This is a genomic window from Marinomonas sp. HM11-D (assembly GCF_057626615.1).
Genome location: NZ_JBMMKT010000019.1, coordinates 1 through 24,567, shown reverse-complemented (window position 1 = coordinate 24,567; position 24,567 = coordinate 1). Strand labels below are relative to the sequence as shown.

The following is a 24,567-nucleotide window of genomic DNA, read 5'->3' as shown; positions in this document are numbered from 1 at the left end:
TGTCAGCTCAATACAACAACAAGCTCACCAACAGCTCCAGAAAAGAAGCCTTCAGACATACTGTCCACCGTTAACCCTGCTGTCTGAGCAAGTTCTGTTATTTGCTTTCGATCAATGTATGCATAATGCATGTCTTTAGTTTCTGTTATTATCTGACTACCTTGACTATCTAATATAGCCAGTTTAGTTGTCATCGTTCTAACCTTAGTCACATCCTCATAACGCATTGATAAAACCTGAAAATCAATAACAAGTTGCTTTTGTTGATCCTGTAATCGAATCGTCGATTTCATTGAATCTATTTCATGCTGTGGAACTGATCGACAAAGGAGGCTAGGTTCAGGCAAATGCAAAACTGCGATACCATTAGGAGCAAGGTGTCTTTTAATGTTTCTTAAACATCTTATCTGTTTGTCTTCAGTCAACAAATAGCTAAAGCCGTAATACCCAACAATGATCAAGTCGAACTGCTTCTTGAAATCAAATGTTTCCAAATAGGACTGCTGAATAAAAATATTTTTCTCAGCGTCTAAAGATGAAGCTCTTTTTCGAGCAACGGCCAGCAGCTCACCGGATGCATCGAATGCAGTGATCATTCTGTGCTCACCAGCTAGCTCTGAAAAAATTCGTCCAGTTCCACATGCTGCATCAAGAATATTGTGGCGCGATTCCATTGCAAGCCTCTCATAGAAATCAATATCTTTATATTGCGCAGCAACTCCAGAATATAAAATGTCATAACACTTTATATGTAAAGAGCTCTCACAATAAAATGAGGAGCCATCGATATCTGGTTTATCCACTGAATAATCCTTATAAAAAACTTTAGCCCTATAATACAGCCCGTTGAGCCAGCCCCCTACTGACTTAATAATTTAACTAACAGAATAGCCAAAACACAGCTTTTTTTATACAGTTTTAATCTAAATTCACTCAAACACCTCAAGCATCGAGGGTTTGAGTATGTCAAAACCCAGAAAACAGCTGATCAGCATTGCTGACACACCCTACTACCACTGCGTATCTCGCTGTCAACAGAAGAAATCTTTACCCGCTGGCACGTCATACATTAAGGCATCATGATCACCCAGCAATATAGGCTGTTAGGCCAAGTACCCGATTACTTACAGCCATTGCTGGATGCAACCGTTGAAACCTACCGACAACGGCTAATGGATATCAGCTGGTTTCTGAGAGAACTGAATGAAAACATCGCAAGACAGGCTAATTATGAAGACAACTGCACGGGACGCTTTTGGGAAGGTCGATTCAAGTCCCAAGCCTTACTCGACGAAGCCGCACTGATGGCTTGCATGGCCTATGTCGATCTCAACCCCGTTCGCGCCAAAATGGCAGAAACACCCGAAACCTCAGACTACACCAGCATCAAAAAGCGCATCTACAGCGCTAAGCAAAACCAACAACCAAAAGTACTGCATCCATTTGTCGGCAATCCACGAGAAAACCAACCAAAAGGCCTGCCCTTCAAACTGGAAGACTACCTAGAACTTGTCGATCTCACAGGCCGCATTGTGCGAGAAGATAAACGCGGTAGCATCGACCTAAGCTTTGCTCCCATTCTACAGCGCCTAAACATCCCATCGGAAAACTGGCTCACCATCGCCACGCAATTTGAACAACATACCTTCGCCGCCGTTGGCAGCGAAATCATCCTCTCCAACTACTACCAAAACGCTGGCTACAAACGAAGACCCAAGATCAACAAAGCCAAACAGCTGCTGGCTTAACTCAATCCTCACCGCCCTTAAGCGATTGCCTAACTGGTAGACACCCACTCGCCTTAAACTCGCCAAAACACTTCAAATAAAGCCAATTTCCCAACTAACACGCATAAAAAAGCCAGTTTCGACAGGAACTGGCTAGTTATTTGGTGCTGGTTAGAATTGAGTTAGGAGTCACTTTTTAAGGTGGGTGTCTCAATAATTCGAAGTGCCAATCACTTTTTAAGGTGGGTGTCTCAATTAAACCGTCAATTAATCAGATTAAGCACACTTAAGAACTAGTTTCTTAGACTTTTCTAATAGCTCATTTAGTTCAACGCCCCAAAGATCATCACCTTTCATAACTTCAATTAGCTCATTAAAACTTGAGTCACTATGAACTACCGTAGAAGTTGTTGCTGCATAAATAGCATTTGGTTGACATTCTCTTAGGATCCCTTCAACGAGACTAATCAATCTATTTTTCGACTGTGTTTTACCATTTATTTTAAAGGTATTATATCGCTCCCATGCGGTTTCAATAGAGTCAGCTATTTGGCTTCCAATTTCAAATCTTTTAATAACAAGTCGATCTTGATTATTCAATCCAACAACATCAATACTATTTTTTCCGATTTTGGTTAGCCCCTTAAATCTGTAAAACCTCATTGCAAGATGATCTTTAGGGTTCTCAATATAAGGATTTAATATCGGATCCAATATAACATCATGGGTACTTTTAGAACCATTACATTTCTTACATGATGGCAATAAGTTCTCCCAAGTAACAACCTTATCAGGGTTATTTTTTTTATCTTCAAAGTGCTCAACTTCCATATATTTGCTCTCCTCAGTCAGATCACACTCACAATATGAGCACTTCCCAAAACTAGACTTAAGCAATGGATCTTTAATATGATCTACGTTCCACACTGAAGAACCTGTTTTTTTAAACTCTTCCACAAGCTCACTAACTTTCTGATCAGTAAGGAAGTCAGGCTTTGGTAATCTATCTAGCTTTATCATGCCTAACCCTTTACTGCTGCCAATTGGAACTTCAATAACTTTCTCAAATGGTTTTCTGGGTGCAATAATACATCTAATTTATCATATGCAATCTTTGATTCATCATAATCTTCTAAATCAATTGCCATCTCAAATTCAGACATCAATTTATTATATGTATCCGTTCGAGTATCAGACATTCCCATAACATCTGTAAGGACTTCTTCTACAGTCCATCCCTGAAAACCATATGAACCACCATTTAACTGCCTTCTATAAACTCCTTCTTCATTTAAGGCTAATGCTATAATTTCATTAGGTTTTGCATTTTGCAGTATATGAGGACTATGAGTTGATGCAATAAACTGAATTTTCGGAAACACCTCGACTAATATACTAGCTATTTTAGACTGCCATTCAGGGTGTAAATGAAGTTCAAGCTCATCAATTAGAATAATCCCATCAAATTCGTCTACTTTGATACAAGGAGATTTGAATCGGAATTCAATATCTTTAATAATACCAAAAATTATCGACAGACAAGACTTGAAGCCAGAAGACAAATATTCATAATAGATCTCCCCACTAGGGGAATCAATCATGATCTCATTTGAAGAAGCTAAAACCTTTTTAAACTTAAACCCATCACTTAATAATGAAAATGCTTTTTGGGCTATTTTCAAGTTATGTAACTGTTCTTCAGTCAAAGCACCATCATGTGCGGAATATAAATATCTATTAACAAACCAATTCTTAACCTCATTAATATTAACTCCAGACTTAGCCTCTTCATAAGTATTATGTTGGTTTTTATTAGTATCTTTAGCAACTGCATGTAGAGGCTGATATTGAAATGTTCTTGAAACCTTTAATGAAAGTAATTTTTCAGCATATTGTCTTAAGCCATTTACATTTGATGACTTATCTGGATCAAAGTCATTTATTTGAACTTTTGAATTCTGTGTCCCATTCTCTGTTTCAATAATAGCAGTAAAATCTCCCTGATCACTCGAAACATTTCTTTTAAGGATATTTGTGCTGTTAAACGAGAAAGAATGAGCAACACATTCTAGAATTGTAGTCTTTCCTATCCCATTTGGCCCACAAATAAAATTCATATTATCATCGAAATCGATGTGTAAATTCTTTATCCCGCCAATTCCTTTAATATCTATTGACTTTATTTTCATCTTTACTCCATTAATCTAAGGATATAATTTCTATCTAATTCTAGATACTGAATGGTATTTATAAATCCTTCAATCTCATAAAGTGTCTTTAACCAATTATATGAGATTCAGGCTGGGACAGCCCTACTACAAAACAAAAAACCCGCTATCTCTCGAAAGCGGGTCTTTCTAACTCATTCTAACACTAACCCAAAGACCTTAGTCTTCAATCAAGATACGCAACATACGACGTAGTGGCTCTGCCGCACCCCAAAGTAGTTGGTCACCCACTGAGAAAGCGCTGATGTATTCAGGGCCCATGTTCAGTTTACGGATACGACCCACTGGGATGTTTAGAGTACCAGTAGTAACCGTCGGAGTTAGACGCTCCATAGTTGCTTGTTTGTCGTTTGGTACCACGTTCACCCATTGGTTGTGCTCAGCAAGCAAGCCTTCGATGTCCGCAACTGGGATATCTTTGTTTAGCTTGATTGTGTAAGCCTGGCTGTGACAACGCATCGCACCGATACGGACACATAGACCGTCAACTGGGATTGGCTTGCCATTGATGCCTAGGATCTTGTTACACTCAGCCTGTGCTTTCCACTCTTCACGGCTTTGACCGTTATCAAGTTGGCTATCGATGTAAGGGATCAAAGAACCCGCTAGTGGTACGCCGAACTGATCAGTCGGAAGTGTACCAGAGCGCATTTTCTCTGCTACTTTACGGTCGATGTCTAGGATCGCACTCGCTGGGTCAGCAAGCTCAGACGCCACTTCTGCGTTTAGCAAACCGAATTGGTTTAGTAGCTCACGCATGTGGCGAGCACCACCACCAGACGCTGCTTGGTATGTCATAGATGACATCCACTCGATGTGGCCTTTCTCGAACAGACCACCTAGAGCTAGAAGCATCAATGAAACAGTACAGTTACCACCTACAAAGGTTTTCACGCCATCAACAAGACCTTGCTTGATTACGTGTTGGTTAACTGGATCTAGAACGATGATGGCATCTTTTTCCATACGAAGAGAAGACGCCGCGTCGATCCAGTAACCTTTCCAACCTGCCTCACGCAACTGTGGGTAAATCGCCTTGGTGTAATCGCCACCTTGACACGTAATAATGATGTCCATCTTTTTCAACGCTTCGATATCGTTCGCGTCTTGTAGCAATGGAATATCTTTACCAATATTTGGACCCGCTTGGCCCGTTTGGGACGTAGAGAAGAACACTGGATCGATATGATCGAAATCGTTCTCTTCACGCATACGTTGCATCAGCACAGAACCAACCATTCCGCGCCAGCCGACTAAACCTACAGTTTGTTTTGACATGTTTTCTTTACCTTTTTTAGTGTGGGCCTACTCATACCAAGAGCAGTATCCCGAGTTAATGCTTAATTATTATGAATTAAGCTTTCAAAGCAGCAAGTACGGCATCACCCATTTGTGATGTACTTACTGTTTCGCTTCCTTTTGAAGCGATATCTGCTGTACGAAGACCTTGGTCAAGCACTGTGCTGACCGCCGCTTCGATCGCATCCGCCGCGTCTTTCGCGTCAAGCGAGTAGCGCAACATCATAGCAACAGAAAGGATCGTCGCCAATGGGTTTGCAACACCTTTGCCAGCAATATCTGGTGCCGAACCATGACATGGCTCGTACATACCACGACCTTCTGCATTTAGAGAAGCAGAAGGTAGCATACCGATAGAACCTGTCAACATCGCTGCCGCATCTGACAAAATGTCACCGAACATGTTGCCGGTTACCATTACGTCAAATTGCTTTGGTGCACGTACAAGTTGCATCGCTGCGTTGTCTACTAGCATGTGTGACAATTCAACATCTGGGTACTCTTTCGCTACTTCTTCCATGACTTGTTTCCATAGAACTGTAACTTCTAGTACGTTTGATTTGTCGATAGAACATACGCGTTTGCCACGCTGACGCGCTGCTTCAAAGGCAGAACGACCGATACGGCGGATTTCAGACTCGCTGTAAACGTAAGTGTTGAAACCTTCGCGCTCGCCATTTTCTAGCGTACGGATACCACGTGGCTGACCGAAGTAGATACCGCCAGTTAGTTCACGCACGATTAGGATGTCTAGACCCGCTACGATTTCTGGCTTCAAGCTTGAAGCGTCCGCTAGTTGTGGGTATAGAATCGCTGGTCGCAAATTGGCAAATAGCTCTAGGTTAGAACGTAGACCTAGCAGACCTTTCTCTGGGCGAACAGACATGTCTAGGCCGTCCCACTTAGGACCACCTACTGCACCTAGTAGAATCGCGTCCGCTGCTTTGGCTTTCGTTAGCGTCGCTTCTGGCAGTGGCGAACCTGTTTCATCGTATGCAGAACCGCCTACTAGGGCATGCTCGTGTTCGATGTCTAGGTTGAATTTAGCGTTAACCGCGTCAAGTACGCGCACCGCTTGCTCTACGATCTCTGGACCAATGCCGTCACCCGGCAATACTAATACTTTCTTAGACATGTTCTTTCCTTACAATGAGCGCGCTTCGAATAACCAAGGCGCTGTTTTCATTCGTTGTTCTTCGTAAGCGTTGATCGCATCGGATTCTTGTAGTGTTAAACCGATGTCATCTAGGCCGTTTAGTAGGCAGTGCTTACGGAACGCATCCACTTCGAAGCTGAACTCTGCACCAGAAGGTGAGATCACTTTTTGCGCTTCTAGGTCGATGGTTAGCTCGTAACCTTCGTTCGCTGCAACTTCTTTAAATAGCTGGTCTACTTCTTCTTCTGTCAAAACGATCGGTAGTAGACCGTTTTTGAAACAGTTGTTGTAGAAGATGTCGGCAAAGCTTGGCGCGATCACAGAACGCATGCCGTAATCGTCTAGAGCCCAAGGCGCGTGTTCACGGCTTGAACCACAACCGAAGTTTTTGCGAGCCAACAAGATGCTGCTACCTTGGTAACGGTCTTGGTTTAGCACGAAATCTTTGCGTAGTGGACGGCCAGTGCACTCTTGGTCTGGCTGACCTTCGTCTTCGTAACGCAATTCGTCAAAAAGGTTTTTACCAAAGCCAGTACGCTTGATCGATTTCAAGAACTGTTTTGGGATGATCATGTCGGTATCAACGTTGGCCAAGTCTAATGGCGCTGCGATACCTGTGTGTTTTGTAAATGGACGCATCGCTAACTCCTACTGTTTAACCAAATCGTTTACGTCAACAAAGTGACCGGCAATTGCAGCGGCTGCCGCCATCGCTGGGCTAACCAAGTGCGTACGACCGCCAAAACCTTGACGACCTTCAAAATTACGGTTCGACGTAGAAGCACAGTGCTCGCCTTGACCTAGTTTGTCGGCGTTCATGGCTAGACACATTGAACAGCCTGGCTCGCGCCATTCAAGACCCGCTTCAGTGAAGATTTTATCCAAACCTTCTTTCTCAGCTTGTGCTTTAACTAGACCAGAACCTGGCACCACGATCGCTTGCTTCAAAGTCGATGCCACTTTACGGCCTTTTACCACTTCTGCAGCAGAACGTAAGTCTTCGATACGAGAGTTAGTACAAGAACCGATAAATACGCGGTCTAGCGTAATATCAGCAAGGGTTTTCTTGCCTTCTAGGCCCATGTATTTCCATGCACGAGCGTAACCTTCACGCGTTACTGGATCCGTTTGATCTTCTGGACGTGGGATGTCTTGATCGATGGCAATAACCATCTCAGGCGAAGTACCCCAAGTCACTTGTGGTTTGATGTCGGCGCCATTTAGCACTACCACTTCGTCAAACTGAGCGTCTGCATCAGAAACAAGGTCAGCCCATGCTTCTACCGCCATGTTCCAGTGATCACCTTTTGGTGCGTATGGACGGTTCGCCACGTAATCAATGGTTGTTTGGTCAACAGCGATCAAGCCAACGCGCGCGCCTGCTTCGATTGCCATGTTACAAACGGTCATACGACCTTCCATTGATAGTGACTGGATCGCTTCTCCACCGAACTCGATTGCAAAGCCTGTACCGCCTGCGGTACCGATTTTACCGATGATCGCTAGTACCACGTCTTTTGCTGTTACGTATGGCGACAATTGGCCGTCTACGCGCACAAGCATGTTTTTCATTTTCTTTTGTACTAGACACTGAGTCGCAAGTACGTGCTCAACTTCTGAGGTACCGATACCGTGTGCCAAAGCACCGAACGCACCGTGAGTAGAGGTGTGCGAGTCACCACATACTACTGTCATACCTGGTAGTGTTGCGCCCTGCTCTGGGCCTACTACGTGAACGATACCTTGACGGATATCGGTCATTTTGAATTCTGTGATGCCGAATTCGTCACAGTTATCATCCAAAGTGGTTACTTGGATTTTTGATACTGGATCGGCGATACCGTTCACACCGCTCTTACGTTCTTCAACGGTTGTTGGAACGTTGTGATCCGGTGTGGCAAGGCTTGAAGTCAGGCGCCATGGCTTACGGCCGTGCATACGCAGACCTTCAAACGCCTGCGGAGACGTTACTTCGTGTAGTAGTTGTAAATCGATGTAGATTAAGGCACTACCATCGTTACGTTGTTGGACAAGGTGGCTGTCCCACAACTTGTCATATAATGTTTTACCTGCCATTGCTTTCTCTCCTACATAAGCATTGCTTTATAGTACTGGCTGAACTTAAATTACTCCAATTCATATTTTTCATGTTTTGGATAATTTTTTGGAATCATGGACATTCAAGAGCTATTAACCTTTATCAAGGTGGCGGAGACCCAATCGTTTTCCGAAGCGGCGGACGGCCTCTTTGTCACCCAACCGGCGGTGAGCAAACGTATTGCCGCTTTGGAAAGCAACCTGAATGTGCGCCTGTTTGACCGTATTGGTCGCCAAGTGCATCTCACCGAAGCGGGTCAGCGCCTCTTGCCTAAGGCTAAACGTCTTGCCGAGGATCTGAACGATATCAAACGCAGCATGTCTTTGCAGATGGAAGATGTCTCCGGTGAGCTTTTGATTGCCACCAGTCACCATATTGGCTTGCACCGCCTACCAAAAACTTTAAAGCAGTTTCAATTAGAGCACCCGCAAGCGGAAATCAAGATCGACTTTACTCAATCAGAAGACGCCCATCGTCAGATTTTAAAAGGCGAAGCGGAGATTGGCATCATCACCCTTTCGGCTCAATCGGAAAATATGCTGAACGCCATTCCGATCTGGTCCGACCCCTTACAGTGTGTGGTGAGTTTGGATCATCCTTTGGCACAAATGGATCAAGTGGACGTGGTGGAATTATCGAAATACCCCTGCGTGTTGCCCCATGAGAACACCTTTACCCGCCAAATTGCTGAGAAGGTCTTCGCGGTCAATGGCGTGCGTCCTCAAGTGAAAATGAACACCAACAATTTGGAAACCCTTGCCATGTTGGTGAGCATTGGCTGGGGCTGGTCTTTGGTACCTTCTACCGTGGTAAACGACCAGCTAGCCGTAGTGAACTTACCGGCGTTAAACGTGGAGCGAAAACTAGGGGTGATTCACCATAAACAACGCACGCTAAGCCGCGCGGCAACCGCCTTTATTGAGCTATTACAAAAATTAGCTAAGGAAGCCAAATAACTTTTAAATTTCCAAGCGATAATTCACCAAATCCCAAGCAATAAAGCTCAAAATTCCAATGCGTTAGCGCAAATAAATGCTAGTGTAAGAGATAGATGTCTACTTATCAGGAGTAACAGATGAGCAAGCAAACGACGGATTGGTGGCGCGGCGCCGTAATATATCAAATTTACCCACGCAGCTTTATGGACTCTAACGGTGACGGCATCGGCGACCTAAAAGGCATTACTGAGAAAATGCCTTATATCGCGTCCCTTGGTGTCGATGCGATTTGGCTTTCGCCGTTTTTCACTTCCCCAATGAAAGACTTCGGTTACGATGTCTCCGACTACTGCGATGTGGATCCTATTTTCGGTAATCTAGCCGACTTTGACGAACTGATTGAAAGCGCTCATCAGCACAATATCAAAGTCATTATCGACCAAGTACTGAACCACACCTCTGACCAGCACCCCTGGTTTAAAGAATCCCGCTCTAGCCGTGATAATGATAAATCCGATTGGTATGTGTGGGTTGATGCCAAACCCGATGGCACGGTACCGAATAACTGGCTGTCGGTTTTTGGTGGCCCCGCTTGGCATTGGGACAGTCGCCGTCGTCAGTACTATTTGCACAACTTCCTTGATAGCCAACCAGATCTCAACTTCCATAATCCAGACGTGGTCGACGCCCTGCTCGACAGTGTGCGCTTTTGGTTAGAGCGCGGTGTTGATGGTTTCCGTTTGGATACTGCGAACTACTTCTACCATGACCTGTTACTACGTGATAACCCGCCGAAAAAAGAAATCATCGAAGGCAGTATCGGGGTCAGCCTAGATAACCCTTATGGCTATCAATTACATCTGTACGATAAATCACGCCCTGAAAACATCCCTTTCTTAGAGCGTTTGCGCTTATTACTGAATGAATACCCAGGCTCTACCACTGTCGGAGAAGTAGGCTGTGATTTCTCTTTGAGAACTATGGCGCAATACACCCAAGGCAATGACAAACTGCATATGTGTTACTCATTTGATTTGCTGACTCACGATAGTTCCATGACCCATATCCATAAAACCATGAGCACCATCGAAGAAGGCCTTGGCAGCGGCTGGCCCTGCTGGTCCATGAGCAACCATGATGTGGAGCGTGTGGCATCGCGCTGGAATCATGGCAAAGCCTGCCCAGCGAAAAGTAAGGTGTACATGGCGACGCTGTTGTCTCTGCGTGGTAGCGTGTGCTTGTATCAAGGGGAAGAGTTGGGACTACCGGAAGCGGAACTGACGTTTGAGCAATTAGTCGACCCGTTTGGCATTAACTTCTGGCCAGAATTTAAAGGTCGCGATGGCTGTCGCACGCCCTTCCCATGGAGCAATGACAGCAAAGGTGGCTTCTCCACTGCTGCTGATACTTGGCTACCCGTCAGTAAGGCGCATTTGCCCCTAGCGGTATCTGAGCAGCAAGGAGATCGTCATTCCGTGCTGCATGCCTATCGCGATTTCTTGCATTTCCGCAAGCATCACCCTGCTTTGATTTCGGGCAAGATCGAATTTTTATTCAGTGACAAAAACGTGCTGATTTTTACCCGCACCCATGCCGAGGAAACCTTAATTATCGGGCTTAATGCTGGGGATCAGGCGCACTTTACCCCACCGCTCAACTACGAGGTAAAGGATATTGTGATGCCTGAGGGGCTTAGAATTGGCGAATATGAACAGCATAAAATGGTGCTGCCGTCGAACTCGGTCTACATCGGCAAAGTGACCAAATCTCTATAGCGAACAAAATACTGTATATTTATACAGTTACCATAAAAACCTCACTAAAAAGGGCCTTCCAACTATATGGAAGGCCCTTTTTGTTTACCAATGCGCATTACTTAAGCGGTTTAGTGCAGTTTTAACTTAGGTTTTACCACTTTACCGATACGTTGTGCCGCCAAAATAATCATGGCTTTAAACCAACCGTGGATGGCAATCAGGTGCAATCGGTACAAGGACACATAGACAAAACGCGCTAAACGCCCTTCGACAAACATTGAGCCTTTCATTAGGTTACCCATCAAGCTACCCACTGTGCTGTAGCGACTTAGGTTAACCAAAGAACCGTAGTCTTTGTATTCGTAATCTTTAAGCGGCTCATTTTTAAAGCTGGCTAAGATGTTTTCATGTACCAAGGACGCCATCTGGTGAGCAGACTGGGCACGTGGCGGTACGAAATTACCGTTGGCTTGCTTACAAGCACAGCAATCACCAATCACATACAAATCGTCACTTAGGGTACTTTGTAGAGTACCTTTCACCATCACTTGGTTATTGCGGGTGGTTTCTAGGCCTTTGATGTTCTTAATAAACTCAGGTGCTTTCACACCCGCAGCCCAGATCATCAGATCCGAGGCAATCACTTCCTCTTCTGCTGTCACCAAGCCCTCTTCACGGGCTTCGGTGACACGGGTTGCTTCACGCACGTGTACACCAAGCTTCTCAAGTTCTTTCTTGGCATTGTTAGCGATACGATCAGGTAAGGCTGGCAACAAGCGAGGACCGGCTTCAATCAGCTCTACCTTCACCTTATCTTTCGACATTTCCGTCATGCCGTAGGTTTTCAGCAGGTCGGCCACGTGGAACAGTTCCGCTGATAATTCAACCCCCGTGGCACCGCCACCGACAATCGAAATATGTAATTTTTCATCGCCGCCTAATTGGTGCACACGCATAAATTGCTGTAGCAAGGCTTGTTGGAAGCGCTCGGCTTGACGGTGTGAATCAAGGAAGTAACAGTGGTCAGACACGCCAGGAGTACCAAAATCATTGCTGACACTGCCCACGGCCAAAATCAAAATGTCATAGCTGACTTCACGGGTTGGCAGTACTTCATGACCTTTGTCGTCATGAATGGATTCCAAGCGGATGATCTTGTTTTCAGGGTCGATATCGTAAGCAGTACCCAATTTGAACTTGTAATAGTGCTTGGTTGAGTGAGCGCGGTAATTAATACCGTCAGTATTGATATCAAGGGAGCCAGTGGCTACTTCGTGTAGCAGAGGTTTCCAGATGTGGGTTTGCGAGCGGTCGATCAGGGTAATGTCCGCGCATTTGCGTTTACCCAAACTGTGACCCAGACGCGTAACAAGCTCTAAGCCACCGGCGCCACCGCCGAGTACTACGATTTTTTTCATATAAATCCCCAAACTGTGAATGATTTGCTAAACACTGGTATTGCTTAGCAAATCACTCCTCAAAACGAGGAGCGAAGCGGAACCTAGCTGTGCTTATTTAGGTCGCTTGGCAAGAAGTCTGTCTAAGGCATTAGCGAACGCGGCTTTATCACGATCGCCATATGGCGCCGCGCCGCCCGTATCAAAACCGCTGGAACGCATTTGATCCATAAAATCACGCATTTGCAGTTTTTGTTTAATGTTTTCTAAGGTGTATTGCTCCCCTTTTGAAGTCATCACTTGCGCACCACGTGCAATGCAGTCCGAAGCGAGGGGAATATCAGAAGTGATCACCAGATCACCTACGGCAACGTTTTGCTCAATGTAGAGGTCGGCTTCATCAAAGCCACTTGGCACCACTTTGCGGGTGAGCCATTTACTATTGGGTAAGGCGATGGCGACATTGGCCACAAAGATACACTGAACTTCACAACGCTCAGCGGCTTTAAACAGGATTGGTTTGATGGCGTTAGGACACGCGTCCGCGTCGACCCAGATCTGCATTGAGAGCTCCTTAAACTAGAGCTCCATTATTGCGGTTCAATGACCCTTTGGCTATAGCGAAAATAGCAACGATTAATAAAAATATATTATTCTCATTAATGTTGGGTATTTGGCTTTACCAAATACCCAACCAATAGAACAAAAGATAAATAGTTTTACTTATTTATCTTTTAAGCAATTCTGCTGTGGGGATTTGTGCTGAAGGCGAAAAGGTTTTCACCGACGCAGCCAAACTATGAGCACGCACCAGCACATGATCAAAATAGAACTGCACCTTAGCACGCCATGTCTCATCTGCGGCATCGCTTTGCGCACCTTTTAATAATAGCCAGCCGCCAATCACATAGCCTGACAGCATCATAAAATCGTAGGCAGCTTCGCCCGACTCTACCTCGCCAGCTAACAATGCCTGTTTGGCATCGTTTAACAGACTAATGTAGCTTTTCAGCGATACCACCTTGTTCACGTGCTGCGTAAAACTTGCCACATCGGTTTGCATTTCATCAATTAAGGCTGACATGGCCGCGCCTTGATCGGCCGCCAATTTGCGTCCGACCAAATCTAATGCCTGCACACCATTGGTGCCTTCGTAGATAGGTAAGATACGCGCATCGCGGAATAGCTGTGCCACCCCAGTTTCTTCGATATAGCCCATACCACCATGCACCTGCACCGCGAGCGACGTGATTTCTTGCGCCATTTCAGTGAGCCAACCTTTAACAATCGGCGTGTACAGCTCAGTACGCGATAGATGCTTCGCATCGGTTTTCGACAAATCATTTTCAACGGAAGCGGTGTACATCAGAGCTCGCATAGCGGCCAGCGTGCTGGCCATTTGCCACAACATACGTTTTACATCGCCGTGTTCAGCAATGACCGCTTTTTCTTTACTGCCCTTCACAGAACCTTGTTTACGCTCATGGGCATAATCGAGCGCCATTTGATAAGCCGCTTCAGCAACGGCTAGACCTTGTAGACCGACACTTTGGCGAGCGTTGTTCATCATGGTAAACATGGCCGCGAGGCCTTTATGTTCTTCACCGACCAAATAGCCGATTGCCCCTTCGGTTTCGCCGTATTGCATGACACAGGTGGGCGAGCCATGAATACCCATTTTGTGCTCAAGGGATAACGGGAACACATCGTTGCGACGACCTGCATGACCATTTTCATCCAACAGATACTTAGGCACTAGGAACAAAGAAATACCACGCACACCTTCCGGTGCATCCGGCAAGCGCGCTAACACCAAATGAATGATGTTTTCGCTCATCAAGTGATCGCCCCAGGTGATAAAGATCTTCTGACCATAAATGCGATACTGATCACCATCGGGCACGGCTTTGGTTTTAATAGCCGCTAGATCCGTCCCTGCCGCAGGCTCAGTAAGGTTCATGGTACCAGTCCATTTGCCAGAGACCATATTGGGTAAGTAGGTTTCTTTTAATGCTTGGCTTGCGTGGGTTTCGATGGCGTCGACTGCCCCTTGAGTAAGCAAAGGGCATAGAGAAAAGGATAGATTGGCAGATTGAATACCTTCATTGAAGGCTACTTCCAACGCCCTTGGTAAGCCTTGCCCACCAAACTCTTCTGATGCCGCAAGTGTTGTCCAAGCCGCTTCTTGCAAGAGTTCGTAGACATGTTTGAAATCGGGTGTTTCTTGCACGCAACGCTCCACCATTTTTGGCGGGGTTTTGTCTCCTAAGCGATTGGTGGGGGCCACACATTGTTCAGAGAATTTCGCTGCTTCCGCCAGAATCGGTTCAAGAAGGTCCGCACCATAATTTGGAAAATGCGACTCTAAACGAGAAACGCCAGCAATCTGCTCCAAACAAAATTGAATGTCTTTTGCGGGGTAACGATAACCACTCATTGATCGACTCCTTATAGATTCTTATTTTTCTATTGTAGTTTTTTAATAGAAAGAGTGGTCAATTAGAGCATATTCGACAATGGCAAATGATCGCTAATTTGCTGACAAATATGCTCAGGTGCGGCGCATTGACGGCAGCAGAAGCTATTTTAAAGTCTGATAATCCGCGTGTTTGCGGTATTCGCCTGGCGTCATACCAGTCCATTTTTTGAATGAACGATAAAAGGCACTGGGTTCTTCAAAGCCCATCAAGGCCGCGATTTCATTAAACGACAGCTGTGGTGCATTGATATAAGTAATGGCCGCTTCTTTACGACACTCATCTTTGATTTGCTGGAAAGACGTGTCTTCGTCGGTTAGACGGCGGCGCATGGTCGAGACACTCATATTGAGCATGGACGCCACGTCTTCGGCAGAGAGCATTTCTTGGGAGAAATCCTTACCCAGAATGGAAATGATGCGCGATTTTAGACTGTTGTCGTTATCCACCATGACCAGTAACTGATACGGCGCGGTCTTTAAGAAGCTACGCAAACTGTCTTCGTTCTGCACCAGCGGCATATCCAAATAGGACGATGGAAACACCAAGGCATTACCATGTTGGGAGAACTTCACATCGGACTGGAACAGAGTTTGATAGTATTCCACGTCGTCAGGACGTGATGCGGTGAAGTACGCGGCTTTTAACACCAAACGTCGACCAATTAACCAGCTGATAAAGTGATGCCACATGGACAAGGTAGTTCGCACCCGCTCACGGGATTCAAACGCTTTATCAAGGCAAACTTCTGCACTGCTTTCAAGGGATTCAATTGGCGCAAAGGTAACTTTGGCAAAACGCCCTTTTTTCACCACGATGGGTTTGATGGTCGGACCGCGGCAGATTTCATAGAAATCACTGCAACGCTTTAGCGCTTGAGCCAAGTTCTTTGAATGTAGAATGCAAAGACACATCATCCGAAATGAGCCTTTGGGCATTTTCCCACCGCTTAAAATACAAAAGGATTCATCGTCCATCATTTGCATAATGCGCTGATACAGCAAGCCATAACGGTACACCGAAATCCCCGTACTGCCTTCCACGTCAGCTCGGCTTAAGCCAACTTCTTGCAACAATGGGCTAATATCACACCCTTGTTTTTCTACCGCACTCACCAGATAACGTACACTCTGAGCTGGAACAGTCGCTTTAGACTCCATGCAATCAAGCCCCCTCAACAATTACCCAAGAAAATTTTGGCACAAAAAAAGGCTGCATAATTTATGCAGCCTTTTCAATTTATTATTAGTTTTGCTCTGTTAACGCTTTCAGTAGTTCATTCTTGATCGAGTCTTCTGACGTCGTTTGTTCTACTGAAGAGTTTGCAGAATCGTCCACCTTAGGAGTGAAAGTAAAGCGCTTTGGACGCACTTTAGGTTGCGCTACTTCTTTTTCAGGAAGTAGACCTAAACGCTCAAGCTTACGATGAGCTTGATCTTTGCGCTGCTTCGCTTTTTTAGCATCAAATTTAGAAGGAGAAGCAGCTTTACGGGCTTTCCTCTGCTCTTTTAGCATTTCCTTGGTACCGGTTTTACCAAGCTTCCCTTTCATGCTACGGGATTTCTTTACGCGAGACATAATTAACCTCTCTAACAAGACGCCTATTGTATCAATCTAGTTCATCGAGGTCACGCTGATCGCTCAAAGATTAACAATCTGCCTTAAATGCACGGTGACCTTTTTTACGCAGGTTACCCACTTCACCTAGGGCAGTCTGTGCCGCCTTAGCATCCTTGGCAATGACCGCAGCATCCAGTGCCTCAAAAGCCGTGATAGTATCATCGATCACTGATTGGTAATCTGCTTGGCGAGACGCTAGCTCTTCACCCGCCAACTCTTTTTCTTTAAACATGTATGGTGATTCTTCACGGGCTTCACGCAATGTTTGAATAATGCCATCAATACGTGCATCTGCGGCAGCGAAGTCTTCTTTCTTAACGTCAAACGCCAGACTCTTCATTTCCGTTTTTAGCACTTCCATATCATGATGTAGCTCGGTGTGACCACAGCCATTATGGGCGAAAGCACCAGCACTCGCTGTAAGCAACACACCACCTAGAATCATTTTAGGACTAATCATTACTCTCTCCATTATTCAATAAATCGCTAAACTCTACCCTAATGACTGCGTATCTGTCAGTAGAGTTCCTTGAAAACAGATAATTTGCCATAAGTTAGAGGGTTATTCGGTATTTCATGGGGTAAAAACTTGCGTCGGCAAATTGGTTTTACCTAACATGGTCAAATCATTTTAAGAAACCCCAAAATTTGTATATGAACAAATGTAGGCATTTTGCTTTATTAACCCTTATTTCCACTGCTGCACTGCTCACCAGTACAACAGGAAAGGCGGTCGAATGTGATGACCGTAGCGCCATGGCCGCGGCGATGAATGCTTCCAGCGGCATTATGGGTGGCAATAGCTTTCGACGCCCGCAAGTATTGAAACGCCACCACCCCAGCAAACGCAAAGAGGTCGCCACTTACTTTGAAAGTGGCGACCTCTATTACACACTGTATTGGATCGTTTCAGACAACTGCGAAGCTGGCTTTATTAAACGCACCCAAGGCAAGTATTAGTCTTTTTTCTCTTTCGACTTATCCGAGCCAGACTTAGATTTGCCATCTTTGGCTTTTTCTTTGTCTTTCTCTTTACCCTCTTCCTCGTCTTCTTCCTCACCTAGCTTAGAAATCTCTTCTAGGCGCTTAAGAATACGAGCCGACAAGGTGCCTTCTGGGTAGTTACCATCTTTATCCGCCACACCCGGCTCGATACCTGTCAATAGGTGCAGGGCTTCGTCCGCTTTCTCAACCGCATAAACATGGAATTTACCTGCTTCAACGGCTTCGATAACCTCGTCATTGAGCATCAGGTTAATCACGTTAGACTTCGGAATAATCACACCTTGTGTGCCGGTTAAGCCACGTGCGTTACAGACATTGAAGAAGCCTTCGATTTTCTCGTTTACACCGCCGATTGCTTGCACTTGGCCGTATTGGTTCAAGGAACCAGTAATCGCCAAATCTTGGCGCAAGGGCACATTGATCAAGGCTGACAATAGACAGCATAGCTCTGCGGTTGAGGCACTGTCGCCATCCACGTAACCGTAGCTTTGCTCCATCGCAATCGATGCACTGATGTCTAATGGGTATTCCTGAGCATAGCGATGACCCAAGTAACCTGACAAGATCAAGACACCTTTCGAGTGAATACTTTGACCAAGGTTCGATTCGCGCTCGATATCGACGATGCCTTTGCCGCCAGGGTAAACCGTGGTCGAAATACGCGCTGGCGCACCAAAGCTGCTGTCACCGATCTGCATCACGGTTAGACCATTGATATTACCAATGGCTTGACCTTCACTTTCTAGCAAAATCGTACCATCGACGATTTCTTCGATGATCTTCTCTGCCACACGGCCAGTACGGTGTTTTTTCGCCGCCAAAGCACGTTTCACGTGAATGTCAGTGATCAGCTCATCTTTCGCCAATTGACGATTAAAGTCCGCTTCACCTAATAACTCGAACACATCACCGATTTTAGCTGCCATTTCTTTCTGATGTTCAGCAAGGCGACTGCTGTACTCAATCAGCTCAGCCACACCCGCGTCGGTCACATCGGCGTAGCCTTCTTTTGCCACACGATCTTTCAATAGACGGGCAAACGCTAATTCCGTTTCTGGGTTACGTTTTAGGGAGTCGTCAAAATCCACCAAGACACGGAACATTTCTTGGAAGTCTGGATCCGCATCTTGTAGCAAGTAGTAGATCTCGCGAGAGCCGATCAAGATCACCTTCACTTGCAGCGGCAAGTCTTCCGGTGACAAGGTGGTAGTGCTCATCAGACCCATATCTGCATACGGATGCTCGATCTTAAGGGTTTTACTCTTTAGGGCGCGCTTTAAAGCTTCCCATAGGTAATGATCCGTCAGCAGTTTTTCCGCATCCAAAATTAAGTAACCACCGTTGGCCGCATGCAAGCTACCAGAACGAATCAAACGGTAACTGGTAATCAGCATACCTTGGTCTGAGCTGTATTCCACTTGACCAAACAGATTGCGGTAAGTTGGATGCGGTTCGTACACCACTGGCTGACCGCCATCAGTGGTATGCGTCACCGCCACGTTTGGCAAGTACATTTCTTCGTACATGCTGCGGCGGCTCGACTCATCGCGGTTCTCAGAAGACTTGTCATCAACAAACTGATCAATGATCACCTTATCCAAGTCTTCACGCATTTCGTTTAAGAATTTCAGTACTTGCTCAACGCCCGTGTATTTCTCAAACAGCGGTGCCATTAAGGGATCCAGTGCTTCTTCCACCGTCGCAAGATTTAGCTCTCGCAAGGCTTCGTAAGAAATACGCTTCCAAGTTGGTAGACTTAGCAGCTCGTCATTCAGCATGCCTTCAAGTTCAGACACACCCGCTTGGAAATCATCACGCTCTTCATCGGTTAAACTAGCGAAGTCTGCTTCTTCTAGCGCTTTACCATCACGCATGGGCGCAAAGCTAACCGATGATGCATCACGGAACATAGCCACGCCGATTTTAGAAGCATGACGCTCAACTAGGTTGATGGCAGATTCGTATTGATCATTAAAAGCACGATCAATGGCACTCTTTTGTTGTTGGTAATTTGGGTTTTCAAACGCCGCAGGGAAAGTTGCCATCAAGCCGTCGATCAGAGCACGAATGTCTTGCTCAAATACTTTTGATTGGCCCGGATTAAATTCAATCGCTTTTGGTGAACGCGTGTCTTTAAAGTTGTTAAGGTAAACCCACTCACTTGGTGCTGGTTTACGTTTTGCTTCGCTTTTTAGGTAGCTGGTGACATAGGATGAGCGGCCAGTACCGGCACCGCCCATAACAAAGATGTTGTAGCCTGGGCGATGCATCGCCACACCAAATTGAATCGCTTCGACCGCGCGCTCTTGTCCTAAAATCCCACTGAGCGGCTCAAGTTGACTTAAAGTTTCGAAGGGAAGTTTGCCACTTTCTAATTTAGCTGCAAGCGCACTTGGCGCTAAAGACTGAACCATTTTTGACATCTTACAGGTCCTTTTGAAGACAACACCTTGACCCACAAGGTGCTGTATTTTTCGTTGTTATTAAAGTAATACGTCGCTTGGGTCTACTTTAGAGAACTTGCGATGGAAGTTAGCGGAACTAATCTCCATCAATTCCTCTAAGCGAATTTGCTTAATATCTGCGACGAATTGAGCCACATCACGTACATACTTCGGCTCATTTTTTTTGCCACGGTGAGGAATGGGCGCTAAATAAGGAGAATCCGTTTCTACAATTAATGACTCTAATGGCAACTTGCGTACTGTGTCACGCAAATCCTCAGCATTTTTAAACGTAACAATGCCGGAAATAGAAATTAAGTAGTTCAAATCTAAGGCACTTTTCGCCATGTCGTAATCTTCAGTGAAGCAATGCAGCACTCCACCGACGTCTAAACTACCGTGCGCTTTGATTAGCTCTAATGTATCTTGTTTCGCATCGCGGGTATGGATAATGGTCGGCAATTTCAGCTGACCTGCCACATCCAAATGTACCGCAAAACTTTCTTTTTGAGCCACGTGCAGTTCAGGCTCTTTATCGTAAAAGTAATCCAAACCCGTTTCACCGATCGCAACTACCTTGTCTTGTGAAGCAAGGTAGAACAAACGATCTGGAGAACTTAGCAAGCCTTCTTTGTGTAATGGATGCACGCCACAGCTGGCAATAATGCCAGCACGTTCAGTAAAGCTGTAAACATTCTCAAAGCTGTCTAGATCCACAGAAATCGTTAAGATCTGATTTACGCCGTTATCTCTCGCGGCATCAATGGCACCTTGCACACCATTGTCATAAGCATTTACGTCGAGTTTGTCTAAGTGACAGTGAGAATCTACTAACATTTACCTTACCAAGAATTTAATTCGCCAATAATTTGTATAGTGGGGTTTAAATGGGTTTTATCAAGCTGTGACTTTAATTCAGTTAAGTTCTGGATAAAGCCCATCAGTCGATAAATATCATAGCGGGCCAACAAGCCTGTCACCGCATGGCGAACTTGCTCATGACATTGCCCTGTGACCGTGTATTGCACCGATTGAGTTAATAACGCCAATAAACCATCAATGAAGTCTGCGGTGGTTTCTTTGCCTGCCTTGCCAGCAAATTCGTCGGTGCGTAGGTTGCCCTGTAGCCAATCGCTCAACCATGCTGGTAACTGCTGCAGCATGTCAAAGCTGGGGGATTGCGTTAGCGCTAACAAGTGATACGGCGTTTGACTGAACCACAATAAATTGGACGCATCTACCTTAGCCTCATTAAGCAGCCATTGGCTCACTTGATCTGCATTGGGAGTTGGCAAGGTCATGCGCTGACAACGACTGAGTATGGTCGGCATCAGTGAACGAGAGGTGTGCGTTGTCAAAATGAAAAAAGTCGACGATGGCGGCTCTTCTAGTGCTTTTAGAATAGCGTTGGCCGCATTGACATTCATCTGGTGTGCGTCGTGCAACAACACCACTTTGGAATAGCCCAGCTGCGGTTTGTTCGCTACTTTCGCCACGACTTGGCGCACGGCATCCACACGAATACCACCTTCTTGGCCATCAAGAACCATCAGATCTGGATGGGTATCCGCTTTTGCCACCTGACAACTGTGACACTGTCCACAAGGGGCGTTATCGGTTTTCTCACACAGCAACAGCTTGGCCATGGCTTCCGCAAAGGCATTTTGCCCCACCCCATTGATACCACTGATCAATAAGGCGTGATGAAATTTCCCTTGGCGACGCCACTGTTGCGCTTGCTGGTAATCCTGCTCAAGCCAAGGCGCTAAGGCATTCATGCACTTGGCTCCACGATCAGTTGATTCAACTGAGCAATGATCTGCTGCTCTACCGATTCGATACTTTGACTGGCATCAATGACAGCAAAGCGATCAGCATCCTGTGCAGCACGCTTAAGAAAGCCATGACGCACTTTTTCATGGAACGCCAAAGACTCACCATCTAAACGGTTGGATTCACCGCGCGTTTGCACACGACTCATACCAATCTCGACTGGCACATCCATTAACAAGGTTCTCTCTGGTAACTGCCCCTTTAGAAATGTCTCTACTAGGCCATCAATAATGCTTTCATCAATGCCGCGGGCAATGCCTTGGTAGACATAGCTAGAATCAACAAAACGGTCACTGATAACCCATTTGCCTTGTGCCAGCGCCGGTAGAATCTTTTCACTTAAATGTTGTACTCGAGATGCGAACACCAACAGCAATTCAGTATTAGGGGCGACTTTCTCCTCACGTGCAGACAATACCAATGCGCGGATTTCTTCTGCCATGGGCGTGCCACCAGGTTCACGAGTTAGCACATACTCGATGCCCTGCTGTTCTAGCCAAGTCTGAATGGCTTGAATAGCTGAGCTTTTACCAGCCCCTTCACCGCCTTCTAGCGAAATAAATTTACCTGTCATCAGTAATCCTTCTAATTCGATGGCGTGGAGGTGTAATTTTTACGACGCTTACGCTGAAATTCCGCAACGGCCGCATTGTGCTCTACCAGTGTGTTGGAGAATACATGCGTTCCATCACCTTTCGCGACAAAATAGAGAGCCTTTGTTTCGCCGGGATTGAGCGCCGCATGGATGGCCTCTCGACCCACGTTGGCAATCGGTGTTGGCGGTAAACCATCAATTTGATAGGTGTTGTAAGGCGTATGGCGGCGCAGATCCGCACGGGTGATATTGCCCTTGTAACGCTCGCCCATACCATAAATCACCGTTGGATCCGTTTGTAAACGCATACCTTTTTTCAGACGGCTAATAAACACGCGGGCGATCAGTGGGCGCTCTTCGGGTACACCGGTTTCTTTTTCAATAATCGACGCCATAATCAGAGCTTCATAAGGCGTTTTGTAAGGCAAATCTTTGGCCTTGCCCTCCCACAACTCATCTAGCGTCGCTTGCAGTAGTTGGTTGGATTGCTTCAAGATATCTAAATCGGTATCGCCATCGTGATAGCGGAAAGTGTTGGCAAATAACATACCTTCGGGAGAAGCTTGCTCTAATCCCAACTCTTCAGCAATTTCTTTATCGGTTAGCTCAAGCAATGTCATCTCGATATTGCCCTTGGCTTGCATGGCTTTTAGGTATTCTCGGAAAGTATGCCCCTCAAGCAGCGTGACTGGATAAAATACTACTTCACCAGTATCAAACAGCGCTAGGGTTTCCATTAGACTCATGCCTGGGTAAATATCGTATTTACCCGCCTTTGGTACGATTTGAGGATTTAATTGGTGGACTAGACGAGCCAAAATCGGATGCTCAATCCAGCCTTTTTCCGCCAACTGATTGCCAAGCTTAATGATGGATGCGCCACGCTCCACATCAAATTGGGTCGCCTCAGTCAAATTCATAGGTTTGGTCAGGGCGTTATAAGCCCAACCCGCTCCCACCGCCACCAACGTCATTGCAACCAAAGCCGCCAGCGTTATTCGTTTAACTAGTTTCATGTTTCTTAAACTTGATCCATTAATTTTTGTGTTAGCCGTCCGATCGGCAAGGTTTTATCTGCAAATTGTGTGACCGGCAGAATGCCACTTAAAGCATTGGTGACAAATATTTCGTCTGCCTGATACAAGACATCCAGCCCATAGGAGCCCATATTCACAACCCCCTCAAAGCTAGACAATACTCTCGCTCGATAACTCCCTTGCACACCAGACTGATGCAGTGCTGGCGTATACAACTGAGCATGTTTGATCCAGAAGAGATTACTTTGCACACACTCAACCAAATGCTTGTTGGCATCCAGAAGCACTGCTTCGTAAGCTTGGCTCGACAAAGACTGTTTAGCTAGGACATTTTCCAAACGATTTAGGTGCTTAAGACCACTAAATGAGCGGTTGATCGATGCCTGTATCGGCGACACCAACAAGGACACGCCTGTTTTCTGCTGCACCTGGTAATTAGGCGCTTCAAACACGCCAACCAAAAACTCAAATTTAGGCTGTTCAGGTGGCAAATAACCTCGACCACCACTGCCTCGGGTCAGCATCACCTTGATACCACAATCAGGATTCTCGATTGCTTGCTCTTGAACAAACAACCACCATTGCTGCCACAACTCAGTGGGCACATCGAAACCTAAGCGCTTACAGCCACGAGCCAAGCGGGCTTGATGGAAAGACAATGCTGGAATTGAGCCAGACTGCGTTGCGATGGTTTCAAATAAACCGTCACCGTAGGCTAAACCACGATCAGAAATGGCGATGGAGCTATCAGGATTAAAATTTTTGAACCACTGCATATGATTGATCTCAAACAGAAAGGTGAATCATATCAGATTAGGAAGATGGCGTCCCATAGGGGGTTCGAACCCCTGTTACCGCCGTGAAAGGGCGGTGTCCTAGGCCACTAGACGAATGGGACGTAATTGAAGCGTACTTCATGTGACATTGTTTTACACCGAGTCACCATATTGAAATCG

The 24,567-nt window shown here is 45.8% G+C and carries 23 protein-coding genes and 1 tRNA gene; 4 read left to right on the top strand and 20 right to left on the bottom strand.

All coding sequences use genetic code 11. The annotated features are described in order from the left end of the window. Nucleotides 1-2: 2 nt before the first annotated feature. Nucleotides 3-803 carry a class I SAM-dependent methyltransferase gene (locus tag ACOSVP_RS17425; protein WP_487348753.1) on the bottom strand — a complete coding sequence of 267 codons (801 nt, stop codon included), beginning with the start codon at nucleotides 801-803 and terminating at the stop codon, nucleotides 3-5. A 276-nt stretch (nucleotides 804-1,079) separates the two neighbouring features. Here ACOSVP_RS17425 and ACOSVP_RS17420 point away from each other — a divergent pair, with 276 nt between their 5' ends. Next, entirely contained in the window at nucleotides 1,080-1,748 is a 669-nt protein-coding gene (locus ACOSVP_RS17420) for a transposase (protein ID WP_487348752.1), read from the top strand. Nucleotides 1,749-2,003: 255 nt separating this feature from the next. Here ACOSVP_RS17420 and ACOSVP_RS17415 read toward each other — a convergent pair whose 3' ends face one another. The 6 genes from ACOSVP_RS17415 to leuC all read right to left on the bottom strand — a co-directional run bounded on the left by ACOSVP_RS17415 (nucleotide 2,004) and on the right by leuC (nucleotide 8,486). Continuing rightward, nucleotides 2,004-2,747, bottom strand: a complete 744-nt coding sequence (locus tag ACOSVP_RS17415; protein WP_487348751.1) for an HNH endonuclease family protein — start codon at nucleotides 2,745-2,747, stop codon at nucleotides 2,004-2,006. Nucleotides 2,748-2,749: 2 nt separating this feature from the next. Beyond that, nucleotides 2,750-3,916: an AAA family ATPase gene (locus ACOSVP_RS17410; protein ID WP_487348750.1), complete on the bottom strand. Its 1,167-nt coding sequence runs from the start codon at nucleotides 3,914-3,916 to the stop codon at nucleotides 2,750-2,752. 198 nt (nucleotides 3,917-4,114) lie between these two features. Next, nucleotides 4,115-5,233 carry an aspartate-semialdehyde dehydrogenase gene (gene asd / locus ACOSVP_RS17405; protein ID WP_487348749.1) on the bottom strand — a complete coding sequence of 373 codons (1,119 nt, stop codon included), beginning with the start codon at nucleotides 5,231-5,233 and terminating at the stop codon, nucleotides 4,115-4,117. A gap of 76 nt (nucleotides 5,234-5,309) precedes the next feature. Next, a complete protein-coding gene (leuB, locus tag ACOSVP_RS17400; protein ID WP_487348748.1) occupies nucleotides 5,310-6,389 on the bottom strand; it encodes a 3-isopropylmalate dehydrogenase in 1,080 nt (359 codons plus the stop codon). Between the two features lie 9 nt (nucleotides 6,390-6,398). Next, nucleotides 6,399-7,049, bottom strand: a complete 651-nt coding sequence (leuD, locus tag ACOSVP_RS17395; RefSeq protein WP_487348747.1) for a 3-isopropylmalate dehydratase small subunit — start codon at nucleotides 7,047-7,049, stop codon at nucleotides 6,399-6,401. Between the two features lie 9 nt (nucleotides 7,050-7,058). After that, nucleotides 7,059-8,486 carry a 3-isopropylmalate dehydratase large subunit gene (gene leuC / locus ACOSVP_RS17390; RefSeq protein WP_487348746.1) on the bottom strand — a complete coding sequence of 476 codons (1,428 nt, stop codon included), beginning with the start codon at nucleotides 8,484-8,486 and terminating at the stop codon, nucleotides 7,059-7,061. Between the two features lie 96 nt (nucleotides 8,487-8,582). Here leuC and ACOSVP_RS17385 point away from each other — a divergent pair, with 96 nt between their 5' ends. Then, nucleotides 8,583-9,464, top strand: coding sequence for a LysR family transcriptional regulator (locus ACOSVP_RS17385; RefSeq protein ID WP_487348745.1), 882 nt, complete (start codon nucleotides 8,583-8,585; stop codon nucleotides 9,462-9,464). A gap of 119 nt (nucleotides 9,465-9,583) precedes the next feature. Then, on the top strand, nucleotides 9,584-11,221 hold the full coding sequence (locus tag ACOSVP_RS17380) for an alpha-glucosidase (RefSeq protein ID WP_487348744.1): 1,638 nt from the start codon (nucleotides 9,584-9,586) through the stop codon (nucleotides 11,219-11,221). Nucleotides 11,222-11,331: 110 nt separating this feature from the next. Here ACOSVP_RS17380 and ACOSVP_RS17375 read toward each other — a convergent pair whose 3' ends face one another. From ACOSVP_RS17375 to ACOSVP_RS17350, 6 genes are all read right to left on the bottom strand, one after another. After that, nucleotides 11,332-12,621, bottom strand: a complete 1,290-nt coding sequence (locus ACOSVP_RS17375) for an NAD(P)/FAD-dependent oxidoreductase (RefSeq protein ID WP_487348743.1) — start codon at nucleotides 12,619-12,621, stop codon at nucleotides 11,332-11,334. Nucleotides 12,622-12,714: 93 nt separating this feature from the next. Next, nucleotides 12,715-13,164 carry a YaiI/YqxD family protein gene (locus tag ACOSVP_RS17370; RefSeq protein ID WP_487348742.1) on the bottom strand — a complete coding sequence of 150 codons (450 nt, stop codon included), beginning with the start codon at nucleotides 13,162-13,164 and terminating at the stop codon, nucleotides 12,715-12,717. 163 nt (nucleotides 13,165-13,327) lie between these two features. Continuing rightward, on the bottom strand, nucleotides 13,328-15,037 hold the full coding sequence (locus ACOSVP_RS17365) for an acyl-CoA dehydrogenase family protein (RefSeq protein WP_487348741.1): 1,710 nt from the start codon (nucleotides 15,035-15,037) through the stop codon (nucleotides 13,328-13,330). Nucleotides 15,038-15,181: 144 nt separating this feature from the next. Continuing rightward, a complete protein-coding gene (locus ACOSVP_RS17360; protein ID WP_487348740.1) occupies nucleotides 15,182-16,237 on the bottom strand; it encodes an AraC family transcriptional regulator in 1,056 nt (351 codons plus the stop codon). 85 nt (nucleotides 16,238-16,322) lie between these two features. After that, nucleotides 16,323-16,655, bottom strand: a complete 333-nt coding sequence (locus tag ACOSVP_RS17355) for a hypothetical protein (RefSeq protein WP_487348739.1) — start codon at nucleotides 16,653-16,655, stop codon at nucleotides 16,323-16,325. A 70-nt stretch (nucleotides 16,656-16,725) separates the two neighbouring features. Then, complete coding sequence (locus tag ACOSVP_RS17350) at nucleotides 16,726-17,157, bottom strand: cytochrome b562 (protein WP_487348738.1); 432 nt, start codon at nucleotides 17,155-17,157, stop codon at nucleotides 16,726-16,728. 194 nt (nucleotides 17,158-17,351) lie between these two features. Here ACOSVP_RS17350 and ACOSVP_RS17345 point away from each other — a divergent pair, with 194 nt between their 5' ends. Continuing rightward, nucleotides 17,352-17,657: a hypothetical protein gene (locus ACOSVP_RS17345; protein WP_487348737.1), complete on the top strand. Its 306-nt coding sequence runs from the start codon at nucleotides 17,352-17,354 to the stop codon at nucleotides 17,655-17,657. Here ACOSVP_RS17345 and ACOSVP_RS17340 read toward each other — a convergent pair. The 7 genes from ACOSVP_RS17340 to ACOSVP_RS17310 form a co-directional block, all read right to left on the bottom strand. Beyond that, on the bottom strand, nucleotides 17,654-20,125 hold the full coding sequence (locus tag ACOSVP_RS17340; RefSeq protein ID WP_487348736.1) for a Lon protease family protein: 2,472 nt from the start codon (nucleotides 20,123-20,125) through the stop codon (nucleotides 17,654-17,656). The genes ACOSVP_RS17345 and ACOSVP_RS17340 overlap by 4 nt on opposite strands. Before the next feature lie 60 nt (nucleotides 20,126-20,185). Then, nucleotides 20,186-20,983, bottom strand: coding sequence for a TatD family hydrolase (locus ACOSVP_RS17335; RefSeq protein WP_487348735.1), 798 nt, complete (start codon nucleotides 20,981-20,983; stop codon nucleotides 20,186-20,188). 5 nt (nucleotides 20,984-20,988) lie between these two features. Then, the gene (gene holB / locus ACOSVP_RS17330) at nucleotides 20,989-21,924 is read right to left on the bottom strand and encodes a DNA polymerase III subunit delta' (protein WP_487348734.1); all 936 of its coding nucleotides are present in this window, start codon (nucleotides 21,922-21,924) and stop codon (nucleotides 20,989-20,991) included. Next, nucleotides 21,921-22,553, bottom strand: a complete 633-nt coding sequence (gene tmk / locus ACOSVP_RS17325; protein ID WP_487348733.1) for a dTMP kinase — start codon at nucleotides 22,551-22,553, stop codon at nucleotides 21,921-21,923. The genes holB and tmk overlap by 4 nt, the downstream gene beginning before the upstream one ends. An 11-nt stretch (nucleotides 22,554-22,564) precedes the next feature. Beyond that, on the bottom strand, nucleotides 22,565-23,590 hold the full coding sequence (mltG, locus tag ACOSVP_RS17320; RefSeq protein WP_487348732.1) for an endolytic transglycosylase MltG: 1,026 nt from the start codon (nucleotides 23,588-23,590) through the stop codon (nucleotides 22,565-22,567). Between the two features lie 5 nt (nucleotides 23,591-23,595). Next, nucleotides 23,596-24,387: an aminodeoxychorismate lyase gene (gene pabC / locus ACOSVP_RS17315; protein ID WP_487348731.1), complete on the bottom strand. Its 792-nt coding sequence runs from the start codon at nucleotides 24,385-24,387 to the stop codon at nucleotides 23,596-23,598. 46 nt (nucleotides 24,388-24,433) lie between these two features. Further along, nucleotides 24,434-24,509, bottom strand: a tRNA-Glu gene (locus ACOSVP_RS17310). Nucleotides 24,510-24,567 lie beyond the last annotated feature (58 nt).